This is a genomic window from Nonomuraea sp. bgisy101, from assembly GCF_057708945.1.
Genome location: NZ_JBYITD010000005.1, coordinates 109,547 through 121,732 on the forward strand (window position 1 = coordinate 109,547; position 12,186 = coordinate 121,732).

8 protein-coding genes are annotated in these 12,186 nt (G+C 72.1%); 5 read left to right on the forward strand and 3 right to left on the reverse strand.

The window, feature by feature from the left end; genetic code table 11:
• Window positions 1-139: 139 nt before the first annotated feature.
• From AC3EO4_RS11205 to AC3EO4_RS11215, 3 genes are all read left to right on the forward strand, one after another.
• Window positions 140-820, forward strand: coding sequence for a GntR family transcriptional regulator (locus tag AC3EO4_RS11205; RefSeq protein ID WP_379568543.1), 681 nt, complete (start codon window positions 140-142; stop codon window positions 818-820).
• Window positions 821-931: 111 nt separating this feature from the next.
• Window positions 932-2,665 (forward strand): RNA ligase family protein, encoded by a 1,734-nt coding sequence (locus AC3EO4_RS11210; protein ID WP_431895218.1) that lies wholly within the window; start codon window positions 932-934, stop codon window positions 2,663-2,665.
• Complete coding sequence (locus tag AC3EO4_RS11215; RefSeq protein ID WP_431895220.1) at window positions 2,665-5,439, forward strand: poly(A) polymerase; 2,775 nt, start codon at window positions 2,665-2,667, stop codon at window positions 5,437-5,439. The genes AC3EO4_RS11210 and AC3EO4_RS11215 overlap by 1 nt, the downstream gene beginning before the upstream one ends.
• Before the next feature lie 59 nt (window positions 5,440-5,498).
• On the opposite strand, the gene AC3EO4_RS11220 is transcribed toward AC3EO4_RS11215, so the two are convergent.
• Together AC3EO4_RS11220 and AC3EO4_RS11225 are read right to left on the reverse strand one after the other, a co-directional pair.
• Entirely contained in the window at window positions 5,499-6,863 is a 1,365-nt protein-coding gene (locus AC3EO4_RS11220) for an MBL fold metallo-hydrolase RNA specificity domain-containing protein (protein ID WP_431895221.1), read from the reverse strand.
• Between the two features lie 26 nt (window positions 6,864-6,889).
• Entirely contained in the window at window positions 6,890-9,400 is a 2,511-nt protein-coding gene (locus AC3EO4_RS11225) for a cation-translocating P-type ATPase (RefSeq protein WP_431895223.1), read from the reverse strand.
• A gap of 431 nt (window positions 9,401-9,831) precedes the next feature.
• Between AC3EO4_RS11225 and AC3EO4_RS11230 the strand changes: the two genes are divergently transcribed.
• A complete protein-coding gene (locus AC3EO4_RS11230; RefSeq protein ID WP_431895225.1) occupies window positions 9,832-10,677 on the forward strand; it encodes a universal stress protein in 846 nt (281 codons plus the stop codon).
• A 243-nt stretch (window positions 10,678-10,920) separates the two neighbouring features.
• Window positions 10,921-11,571: a CBS domain-containing protein gene (locus tag AC3EO4_RS11235; protein ID WP_379568533.1), complete on the forward strand. Its 651-nt coding sequence runs from the start codon at window positions 10,921-10,923 to the stop codon at window positions 11,569-11,571.
• A 392-nt stretch (window positions 11,572-11,963) separates the two neighbouring features.
• Here AC3EO4_RS11235 and AC3EO4_RS11240 read toward each other — a convergent pair whose 3' ends face one another.
• The gene (locus AC3EO4_RS11240; protein ID WP_379568531.1) at window positions 11,964-12,158 is read right to left on the reverse strand and encodes a hypothetical protein; all 195 of its coding nucleotides are present in this window, start codon (window positions 12,156-12,158) and stop codon (window positions 11,964-11,966) included.
• Window positions 12,159-12,186: the final 28 nt, after the last annotated feature.

Sequence of the window (12,186 nt, forward strand, 5' to 3'; positions counted from 1 at the left end):
GGGCCCGGGGGGATCGGGCCGGCTCGACGAAGTCGATCCGGGCGAGCACCGCGCGCCATGCCGCACGCGACGGCGTGATCCGGACGAGGACGCCGGCGCGGCCTGATATTAATTGATCATCACGGGGAGGGAAGGGGCCATGCGGATCGATCGCCGCCCGCTGCGCGAGCAGATCAAGGGCGAATTACTCAGGCGGCTGGAGCGGGGCGAGTTCGGCCCCGAGGAGTCGCTGAACGAGGGGCAGATTGCGGCCTCGATGGGTGTCAGTCGCACACCGCTGCGCGAGGCGCTCATCGCGCTGGAGATCGAGGGGGTGATCCGCAGCGAGCAGGGCAGGGGGTTCAGGTTCGCGCCGTTGAGCGCGAAGGAGTTCAGGGAGCTCTCGCAGGTGCTGTCGGCCATGGAGGCGCTGGCGCTGCGACTGTCCGACCCCGCTGACTTGCGCAGGATCGCGTCCACGCTGCTGGAGAAGGCGCGTGACTTCTCCGCGCTCGGCACCGGGGAAGGCCTCTCCGAGCGCTACGACGACGAGTGGCATGACCTGATGCTCAGTTGCTGCCCCAACGAGCGGCTGGTCGAGCTGATCGCCAGCCTGAAGCTGGGCATCCGCAGGTACGTGCGGCTTGTCGGGGGTGACGCCGACGTGCTCGAGCGCATGGCGGAGGAGCACGAGCGGATCGCCGAGTGCCTGCTGCGTGACGACGTGGCGGCCGCGGTGGCATCGCTGCACGCCAACTGGAACAGCGGGGCTGATCGCGTCCTCGAACGCCTCCCGTACCTGGCCCCACGTGATGGCGGCCGGTACGGCCTGCGCACCTGAGGGAGAGCATGCCTCGGGCGGAGAGGCCGGCCCACCCCGGCCCGCATTAATTCGATAGATCCGCATTTCTCGGCGCTTGTACAGTGACGCCAGTCGTCAGGGGGAGGGATCATGCGCGTGCACTATCCGCGTACCCCTCATCTGCCCTGGTCGCCCGGTGCGACAGCGGACGACGTGCGCGCAGGCGAGCTGTCCGGGCTGCGCGGGCGTGAGGTCGTGGTCACCGAGAAGCTCGACGGGGAGAACACCACGTTGTACCCCGACGGGATGCACGCGCGGTCCCCTGACTCGGCCCACCACCCCTCCCGGGCGTGGGTCAAGGGGCTACAGGGACGGATCGGCGCGCGGATCCCGGCGGGATGGCGGGTGTGCGGGGAGAACGTGTACGCCCGGCACTCCATCGCCTACCAGGAGCTGGAGAGCTGGTTCTACGGGTTCTCGGTCTGGGCCGGTGATCGCTGCCTGGACTGGGACCGAACGGTCGCCTTCCTGCGGGAGCTGGGCGTTCCTGCGCCGCCGGTGTTGTGGCGTGGCGTCTTCGACGAGCGGGTGCTGCGAGGGCTGCGACTGGACACACAGCGGCAGGAGGGGTACGTCGTCCGGACCGTCGAAGGGTTCGGGCGGGAGGAGTTCGCCGGGCGCGTGGCCAAGTGGGTGCGCAGGGAGCACGTACGAACCGACACCCACTGGATGCACGCCGCCGTCGTGGCCAACGGCCTGGGGCCGGCCGCGGCGCTGTGGTCGGTGCGTTCGGGAGCGGACGCCGACGCGGCCGCCCTGGTGTCCGCGGTGAAGGTCGCCGGCAAGGACCCGGCCGGAGCCTGCGCGGCGGTGGCCGAGGTGGCGGGCAGGCTCGACGCGATCGGGCGGTACGGGGACGCCCGGCTGGCGGGGGTGCTCGCCGCCGCGCTGCACGCCATGCCGCGTGCCTGGCTGGCGGCACGGTTGACGGGGCCGCTGGGCATGCCGCTGGCGCGGCGGGTCGCGGACCTGGTCGGGTTGCACGCCGGCCTGCGCCGGCCCTATCCGGACGAGGATCGACGCGCAGGCTTGGTCCGCATGGCGTCCGCCGCCGATCTCGGGGTGCTGCACGCCGTCGCCGCGTCCGTGCCGGCAGGAGAGGCCGACGACGAGGCGCGCGAGCAGGTCGAATGGTCGGCGCTGCACGCCGAGGAGGCCGGGCTGCTCGGGCCGGGGCCGCTGGAGCCGCTGCGGACCGGCCTGCGGGAGGCGCTCACCGGGCTCGGGAGGGAGGCCGCCGACCGGTGCTGGGCGGAGACGCGCGAGGCGTACGCCGGCGGACGGATCGCCACGGTCGAGGAGGCCGTGGCGGCGACCTGGCGGTGGCGGTCCGGACGGTTCCCCCGGCTGGTGCACCTGGTCGGGCCCTCGGGCAGCGGGAAGAGCACGTTCGCCGCGGGCCTGTCAGGGATCGACGTGCGCCTGTCCCTGGACGAGCTGCGCGAGGCCCGGGGCTCGCGGGCGGGCCAGCGGGACAACAGGGAAGTGCTTGGCGAGTGCCTGGACCGGCTGGACGCCGCGCTGACCGGCGGCGCCACGGTGGTGTGGGACGCGACGTCGCTCAACCAGCACCAGCGCTCCGTGGTGCACGCCGTGGCGCGCCGCCGCGACGCGTTGACGACGTACGTGGTCATGCTGGTGGAGGAGGACGAGTTGCACCGGAGAAACGAGCGCCGCGAGCACCCGGTGCCGCCGCACGTGCTCGCCGCGCAGGCACGCCGGTTCGTCCCGCCGTATCCCGGCCAGGCCCACCGCACCTGGTACGTCGGCGCGTCCGGAACCGTCGAGGACGTGGTCGGCGCCGTGGACGCGGAGGAGGCGTGATGCGTACCAGTGAGGAGATCTACCACCGGGTGCGCTGGGATCCGCGGTTCGACCCGTCGCGTTTCGTGCTGGGCGTCGGCCAGCGGGGAGCCGCCCCCAAGCGGATCCCGCTGCCCGCCTTCGCCCCGGGCGGCGACATTCCCTGGCATCGGGTGCTGTTCGTCGAGGCGGACGGCGAGCTGGTCTGGGACCGCGCCACCGGTCTGGATCGCGTCGACACCTGCGACGCCGGCCGGGCGCGGGAGCCGCGCCGTCTGCGGGCGCCGTTCTTCACGGCGAGGACCCCGCACGCTTGGGACCAGGTGGGCGGCTGGCGCCCCGGCTCAGGACAGGGGACGCCCGCGACGCACGGCCTGCGGGTCCTGACCTGGAACACGCTGTGGGACCGCTACGACAGCGAGCGCATCGACACCACCCGGCGCCGGCGGCTGCTGCTGGAGGCGCTGGAGGAGGCCGACGCGGACGTCATCGCACTGCAGGAGGCCGAGCCCGCGCTGCTGTCCATGCTGCTGGCGGCCCCGTGGGTACGTGCCCGCTACGCCATCGGGACCGGCCCGGACGGCGCCGACGTCGACGACAGCGGGCTGCTGCTGCTCAGCCGGCTGCCCGTGCGGGAGGCGGCATGGCACGGGCTCGGGCCGCACAAGGCCGTGGCCGCCATCGTCGTGGACACCGCGGCCGGTCCCCTCGTGGTCGCCGCCACCCACCTGACCAGCGACCGCACCGACGACAGCGCCGCCAGACGGCAGGCCGAGCTGGCCGCCATCGCCGAAGGACTGGCCGGTGTGGACGGCGACCTGATCCTGCTGGGCGACTTCAACGACGGCACGGACGCCCCCGCGGCCGCGCTCGGGCTCCGGGACGCCTGGACGGAGGTGCACGGATCGGAGCAGACTCCGACCTTCGATCCGCGTGCCAACCCGCTCGCGGCGCTCTCCTCGCTGACCGGGCGGGCCGCGCGGCTGGACCGGGTCCTGCTGCGCGGTCGGCCTCGGGTGGTCTCGGCGGCCTTGCGCGGTGACACGCCGTCCCCGGAAGGGCTGTACATCTCGGACCACTACGGGGTGGAGGCGGTCCTCGACCTCGCGGGGACCGCGCCCGCCGGGGTACTCGACGTGCCGCCGACCGCGCGCACGGCGGTGGCGTGGGTGCCGCCACGGGAGCTGTGGCCGCCCATCCAGGACGTCCGCCGCGAGCACGATCCGGGGGTCGACCGCTGGCCGCCGCACGTCAACCTGCTCTTCGGTTTCGTGCCGGAGTCGGAGTTCGAGGCGGCGGCGCCGTTGCTGGCCGCGGCGGCCGCGGAGGTGGAGCCCTTCACCGCCCGGCTGGAAGGAGTGCGTGCCTTCCGGCACCGGAACGACGCGACCGTCTGGCTCGACCCCGCCGCTGACGGCCAGGAGCCGTGGGCCCGCCTTCGCCGGGCGCTGGAACCGCGCTTCCCCCGATGCGGAGGACGGACGGAGGGGTTCACGCCGCACCTGACGCTGGGCCGCGTCGCGGATCCGGGCCGGCTCGCCGCCCGGCTCGACGGGATGACGGCGCGGGTCGGGGAGATGGTGCTGCTGTCGCGCCGCGGGGACGAGCCCATGCGCCCGCGCGCGGTGATCACTCTGGGAACGGGCGAGGTCCGCTGGATGGCCGGCGAGGCGGGCGAGCCGCCAGGTCCCGGCACGGCCGCCCTGGCCGGGGAGGTCACGGAGCGTCTGGCGGAGGCGCTGCGTCCGGGGATCGTGCACGTAACGGGATCCCGGCGGATGGGATGCGAGCTCGCGGCCGCCGACCTGGACCTGGTGGCGGTGCTGCCCGGCGAGACGGACATGGAAGACGTCCGGGCGCGGGTACGAGCGGCCGTGCCCGGCGCTTCCAGGGTGCGGCAGGTGATCGGCGCCAGGGTGCCGGGCCTGCGGTTCCACGCGACCGGCCTGGACGTCGACCTGACCGTGGTGGCCACAGGGACGCTTGCTCCCGCGCAGGCCCCGGCCCGCCGCGCCGAGCTGGGCCAGGCGGCCGCGATCGCCTTGAGCGCCGTCAGCGACGCGGACACGATCCGCGCCGCCGTCGGGGCCGAACACGCCCGTTTCGCCCGTCTCGCCAGGCAGGTGAAGGCATGGGCGCGAGCCCGCGGCCTGGACTCGGCCCCGTTCGGCGGGCTGCCGGGCGTGGCCTGGGCGGTGCTGGCCGCGCGCACCGTACGTGAGAGCGACGACCCCGACCTCCTGTCCCGCTTCTTCAGCACGTGGGCCGCCTGGGACTGGCGGGATTCGGTCGCACTCACTCCCGCCGCCACTCCGGGGGAGCCGGCCCCGATGACGGTGATGACGCCCAGCGACCCGATGCGCAACTGCGCGCGCCAGGTCACCGTCGGCGGCCGGGACCTGCTCACGCAGGAGCTCTACCGGGCATGGGAGCTCCTGGAGGACGGCCGGCGCGCCGAACTGCTCTCGCCGCCGCCCCTCCACCGCCGGCACGCGGCGTGGGCCGTGCTGACCCTGCACCGCGAACGGGCCGAGGAGTTCGACGCGACGCTGGGGCGCGTCAGGGGCCGGATGCTGGAGTTGCTCACCGCGCTGGAGGAGGCCGGCGTGCCCGACGCGCACGCCTGGCCCCGCCCGTTCGAGACGGCGCCCCGATCGGCACGGTATGCCATCGGACTGGGCCGCACGCCGCCGGACGCTGCCCGGCTCGCCGAGATCGCCGGTGGATGGGTCCGCGGCCTGCCCGGGGTCAGGGTCGAACGCGCCGAATGCGGTGCCGTACCGACGCTGGCCTGAGGACGCGCGGCGACCTGGGGCCGTCGGCTCCCTGGATCGGCCCCGTGACCAGCAGGGGCTCAGAGCAGGACGCGCTCGTCGGACCGGGGAACCACGGAGTGCCAGCCGAGCTCCTCGCTGATGCGGTCGCGGAGGGTCTGGGCGGCGTCGGGTTCGCCGTGGACGACGTAGGTGACAGACGGCGGCCGGTCGATGGTGGACAGCCAGGCGAGGGTGCCGTCGGCGTCGGCGTGGACCGAGAAGCCCGGGAGATCGACGATCTCGGCGTGCACGGGGACGTAGTGGCCGTGGATCTTGAGGGAGGTGGCCCCGTCGACGAGGTCGCGGGCTCGGGTGCCGAGCGCGGCGAACCCCACGATCAGCACGGTCATCCGCGGGTCGGGCAGCATGTGGCGGAGGTGGTGCAGGACACGGCCGCCTGAGGCCATGCCGGAGGCCGAGATGACGACACAGGGATGGCGTGGCTGGTTGACGGTCATCGACTCCTCGGCGGTGACGAGTTCTCGCACCCAGCTGGGGTCGATGTCGTCACCGGTCACGCCGTGGCGCAGTTCGGCGTCGTGCGCGTGGATGGCGTCGAGGTAGACGTCCCTGGCGGCGAGTCCCATAGGGCTGTCGACGTAGACCGGCAGCCGGGGGATGCGCCCGGCGTCTCTCAACTCGCGCAGCCGGTAAATGATCACTTCAGTGCGGTCGACGGCGAAGGCGGGGATGAGCACGGACCCGCCGCGGTCCGCGGTCCTGGTGATGGCCCGCGCCATGTCCTGCATGGTCGTGCTGTCGTCGTGGTGCCGGTTGCCGTAGGTGGATTCGACGAGCAGGACGTCCGCATGCGACAGCGCCTCGGGCGGCCGGAGCAGGGGATGGACAGGCCTGCCGAGGTCGCCGCTGTGCACGAGCGTCCGCCCGTCGTCGAGGACCAGCTCGGTCCAGGAGGAGCCGAGGATGTGGCCGGCCCTGTGCAGTCGCAGCCGGGCACCGCGCAGCCGCACGGACTGGCCGTGCTCGACCGGCGCCAGTCGTCGCAGCGCGCGGGTGACGTCCTCGTCGTCGTAGAGGGGGAGGGCCAGGTCGTGGACGGACCAGCCGAAGGCGTTGGCGTTGTCGGCCTCGTCGGCCATCAGCCTGGCGCTGTCCCGCAGCACGATCGAGGTCAGTTCCGCGGTCCGGGGCGTGGTGTGGACGGGGCCGTTGAAGCCCTGCCGTACCAGAGCGGGCAGGTAGCCGCAGTGGTCGAGGTGCGCGTGGCTGAGCACGACCGAGGAGATGGTCGAGGGCGGGATGGGGAAAGTGGCCCAGTTGCGGCGTCTCAGCTCGCGCTGCCCCTGGAACAGGCCGCAGTCCAGGAGCAGGCGTTCGTCGTCGGGCAGGTCGAGCAGAAACTTGCTGCCCGTGACCGTGCCGACGCCGCCGAGGAACGTCAAGCCGGCTCCGCGCATGTCGCCGGCCCTCACTTTCCTGATCGATGCAGGATCCTGTCCAGGCGTGCGGCGGCGTAGCCGAGGACCGACAGCGCCGTGACGACGAGGAGATCGCCCGCGGCCAGTGGCTCGGTGCCGAGGAGCTCCCGCAGGGGCGGCAGGTACAGTCCGGCCAGTTGCAGGACGAACGCGCCCGCGACGGCGAGCAGCAGCATGGGGTTGGCCAGCGAGCCGGGCCTGGTACGCGAGCCGAGGGCGACACCGAGCTGGGCGGCACCGAGAGCGAAGAAGATCATGCTCTGCCACGGCCGGCCGGTCTCGTGGGCCCACAGGCCGACGCCCAGGGAGACGGCGGTGAGCACGACGGCGATACGGATGACGCGCTGCCACAGCCCGGCGCCCAGGATGCTCTGGGAGGGCGGCCGGGGCGGGGCGGCCATGGTCTCCGGGATGGCGGGCTCGCCGCCCAGGGCCACGCCTGGAAGGCCGTGGGTCAGCAGGTTGATCCACAGGATCTGGGCGGGCAGCAGGGGGAGCGCGAGGCCGGCAAGCGGGCCCAGCAGCATGACGGCGATCTCGGCCGCCCCGCCGGACAGGCCGTAGACGAGGAAGCGGCGGATGTTGGTGTAGACCCGGCGTCCTTCCTCGACTGCCGCCACCACGGTGTTCAGGTCGTCATCGGCGAGCACGAGATCGGCGGCCTGGCGGGCGACCTCGGTGCCGCGCCTGCCCATGGCGACCCCGATGTCGGCGCGGCGCAGCGCGGGCCCGTCGTTGACGCCGTCTCCCGTCATGGCGAGGATCTGGCCGCGATCGCGCATGCTCTGGATGAGGACGAGTTTCTCCTCTGGTGTGGCTCTGGCGTAGACGGCGGCGTCCTGCCCGTCGAGTTCGCCGGCGGCGCGGCAGTCGACCACGAGGTCCGCAGGTCCGATGATGCCGACGTCGGTGGCGATGGCGCGGGCCGTACCAGGATGATCGCCGGTGATCAGGACCGGTCGGATGCCCGCCCGCTTGCACGCGGCGATGGTCGCCGCGGCCGCGGGGCGTGGCGGGTCCATGATCGCGATGAGGCCGAGCAGGGACAGGCCGCTCTCGTCGGCGACCGCAGGGAGGTGGGCCGGCCGGGCGCCGGCGACGGCCAGGACCCGGTAGCCGGCCTGAGCGAGTTCGCCGGCCCGCTCGCTCGCGCGGGCCATCAGGGCAGGGCCGTCCAGGAGGACAGGAGGGTGAAGCAGCGCCTCAGGGGCGCCCTTGCACAACACGATGCCGCCTTCGCCTGCCGTTCGGTGCACGGTGGTCATGCGCTTGCGCCCGCTGTCGAAGGGAACCTCGGCATTCCTGGGGAATCTCCGTTCCAGCTCAGGACGATGGAGGCCCGCCTTGGCGGCGGCGGCGAGGAGCGCCGCTTCGGTGGGATCGCCGATCGCGGTCCACTCACCCTCGTCGCCCATGGACAGCGTGGCGTCGTTGCACAGCGCGGCCGCGGTCAGCAGCTCCATGAGGCTCCGGTCGTTGAGGGTTCCGTCCCCGGTGATCTCGCCTTCCGGCGCGTAACCCGAGCCGGAGATCGTCGCCTCGCCTGCGGGTGTCCACAGCCGCCTGACCACCATGCTGCCCTCGGTCAGCGTTCCGGTCTTGTCGGTCGCGAGCACGGTCACCGAGCCGAGCGTCTCCACGGCGGGCAACCTTCGCACCAGCGCGTTGCGAGCGGCCATCCGGCGTGCACCCAACGCCAGGCTCAACGTCACGACCGCGGGAAGTGACTCCGGGACCGCCGCGACCACCAGGCTGATCGCCGTGATCACCATCAACTCGACCGGCTGCCCGCGAACCAGTCCGAGGACCAGCACCAGCGTGCACAGCAGGACGGTGACGCCTGCCAGCAGGCGGCCGACGCCCATCAGGCGCCGCTGCAGGGGCGTGAGGCCCGATCCCTTGGCCATCAGGGCGGCGATACGGCCGGTGGCGCTGGCCACGCCGACCGCGATGACCGCGGCGCGTCCGCGTCCTCTGACCACGATCGTCCCGGACGACACCGGCTCGTTGCGAGCCTTCTCCACGGGGACCGACTCGCCGGTCAGAGCGGACTCGTCGACGAGCAGGGCCGCCGACTCCGTCACCGTGGCGTCAGCGGGCACGATGTCACCCTCGGCCAGCACCAGCAGGTCACCCACCACCACGTCGGCGGCGGGAATCCGCCGGTCGATGCCGTCCCTGATCACTCTCGCCACCGGGGCGGTGAGCCGCGTCAGCGCCGTGATGGCCCGGTCGGCCCTGATCTCCTGTCCCACGCCGACCGCGGTGTTGACCACGATCACGAGCATGATCACCGCTGTGTCGCTCCAGTCGCCTGTGACGACGGTCAAAAGGCAGGCCACGAGCAGGACCAGGATCAGGGGGTCACGAAGCTGGGTGAGGATGCGGTGCCACAGTGGCACCGGAGGTTTCTCCGGTAGGAGGTTCGGCCCATCGCGATCGAGCCGAGCTGCCGCCTCGGCGGATGAGAGGCCTCTGGGAGCAGGAGTGGTCGTCGACATCCGCTCGTCCTCTGTTCCCTCCGGTGAACCCATGGTCCGTGATCTCAGTCTTCGTGGTGACCGCGCAGCCTGAACAGGGCCGAAGGTCCTCGATGCGGCCCTCGGCCCGGCATGATGCGGTGCGACCGCCCGTGCCAGGAGAACCGACCTCCGCTTCCCGCCACGAGCAGGCTCGCCCGCCGTCGGGCGCCGCGTCCCTGTCGAAGGAGATGAAGGGCGGGTCGGCGCACGCCTCCACGACCACGACGTGACTCTGACCGTCGCCTCTGACGGCCGGGTGGAGTCAGTTGACCTCGCCCGCCGGCATCAGGACCGCGACAAGAGGGCACCACCACGCTGGGCCAGGGCCTTCGGACCTGCCCGCGCCGGGACTTTCGCCCCTGTCGCGACGCGAGCGGCCGCCGTGGGATGGGAGGGACGAAGGAGGAGCCATGATCATTGCTGGGTTCGACGGCTCGGCGGCCGCCAAGGCCGCCGTGGAGTGGGCCGCCGATGACGCGCTGCGGATGGGCATGCCGCTGCGGATCGTGCACGCGGTGGATCGCTGGCCTTACCAGATCGCGGCGCTGCCGGTCCAGGAGTGGCCGGACACCATGGCCCGCGCGGGGGAGAAGCTGCTGGCCGACGCCGAGGCGATCGCGCGAGCGCGCCAGCCCGCGGTTGCGGTGGACACGCGACTGGTCCAGGGTGCTCCGGCGGCCGTCCTGCTCGAAGCGGGGGGAGAGGCCGCCGAGGTCGTCGTCGGCAGCCGTGGCCTGGGCGGGTTCGCGGGCATGCTGCTCGGGTCGGTCAGCATGCACGTGGCGGGCCAGGCCCGCCGTCCCGTCGTCGTGATACGTGGCGCGCAGGGGCCGGTCCGGGGCGAGATCGTGGTGGGCGTCGAGGACACGCCGAACTGCGTACCCGCGCTGGCGTACGCCTTCGAGCAGGCGAAGCTGCGTGGCAGCATGCTGCGCGCGCTCCATGCCTGGCAGTTGCCGGTGCACCTCTACTCTCCCGGGTTCGTCTACGACATGGACGACATCAGGAACAGGCAGTTGAAGGTCGTGGCGGAGACGATCGCCGCCTGCCGGAAGGAGTACCCGGACGTGAAGGTCGTCGAGGACGTCCGGCAGGCGCACCCGGTGGAGGCGCTCACCGAGGCGTCGGCCGTGGCGGATCTGGTGGTGGTCGGCAGCCACGGCAGGAACGCCCTGGAACGGTCGCTGCTCGGTTCGGTCAGCAGGGGTGCGCTGCACCACGCTCGCTGTCCGGTCGCCGTCGTGCCCACTGCCTAGGTCAGCCAAGGCTCGGGTCCTCCGGAACGGCGTCGACCGCTGCCGAGCGCGTGGAAGGCCTCGGTCATGCCTGGCGCGCAGCCGGGCCAGGAGATGGCCGAGGCCGGCCCATGTCCGCACCCGCGAGCACGGTGAGGATGGTGCCCGAAATCCGGGACCTATGGCCTGACCTGGCAGGACGTTCGCCGGTGCCCTCGCGGGCCGGGGGCCAGCAGGCTGGGAGGTGAACCTGAGGAGGTCATCATGTCCGTTCAAGTCCAGGACGTCATGGGACGGGTAGCCATCGCGGTGCTGGAGAACGCGTCGTTCGCCGACATCGTGGAAGCGATGAAGCGCTATGCGGTGCAAGCGGTCACCGTCATCGACACCGACCGCCGTCCGGTGGGCGTGGTCTCGCAGGACGACCTGATCCTCAAGGAGATCGACACGGCGCGGCACCCGGTCACCGTCTTCGAGAGCCCCAGGACCCGTGCCGAGCACAGAAAGGCGGCGGCGAGGACGGCCGCCGAGCTGATGACCACACCCGCGATCACCGTCACGCCCGGCACGCTCATCAGGGACGCCGCCCGGACGATGTACGACTGCCGGATCAAGCAGCTCCCCGTCATCGACGACCTCACCGGCCGCATGATCGGCACTCTGCACGAGGCGGACGTGCTGCGGGTCTTCACCCGCCCGGCCGAGGAACTTGAAGCCGACATCAGGCAGCTGATCGGCAGCAGTTTCTCGATCGTTGTCGACAAGGGCGTCGTCACGATCGGCGGTCACGTGGAAAGCGCCTCCCGGGCTGTCGCGCTCGTGGAGCGGATCAGGCAGCTGGAGGGGGTCGTGGACGTGGCCTGCGAGCTGACCTACTCGAGGGACGACCTCTTCCTCATGCCGCCGATCATGTGAACGGCGTCCAGCACGCCCCATCAGCGTGTCGAGCCGCCGGTCAGGCGATCCGCCGTCGGTCAGCGTGGGCGTCGGGACTCTGCTCGACCGCCCGCGACGGGCACCGGGTCCCGTGGACATGGTGCCCGTGTAAGGCGGCGCGCCAGATCGTCGGCGCGGATCAGCGCGGTCGAACCGCCGGCATCAAGGAAAATGACGTCACGCAGGTTGAGAACGACGTCGTGACGTGACCGGCTGCACGTCGACGAGAAGCCGCTCAAGCCAGTCCTGCCGTGGCGAATACCGACCTCGCCGCGGCACCTGACCGTGGTGATCCCGTCGTCAGGTCGAGGTGACAGCCGACCGGTCGGGTTCATTCTCAGTCGGAGTGCGCGATACATGTCACGAACCGGTCAGCTCCGATGGAGGCCGGCGGCTTCCAGCTCGCGTCTCAGCGATTCCACCTGCTCTTCCAGCCTGCTCACGCGTTTCCTCAGCACGGCGAGCTCCGCTTCGAGAGGGTTGAAGAGCTGATGGCCGATCGATCGTGGCATGACGTGGTCACCTCTCCTTGAACGTGCGTCCGAGGCGCCGAAGTGCTCGGACATCTCTCGGGTCCTTCAGCTCCAGCGTGCT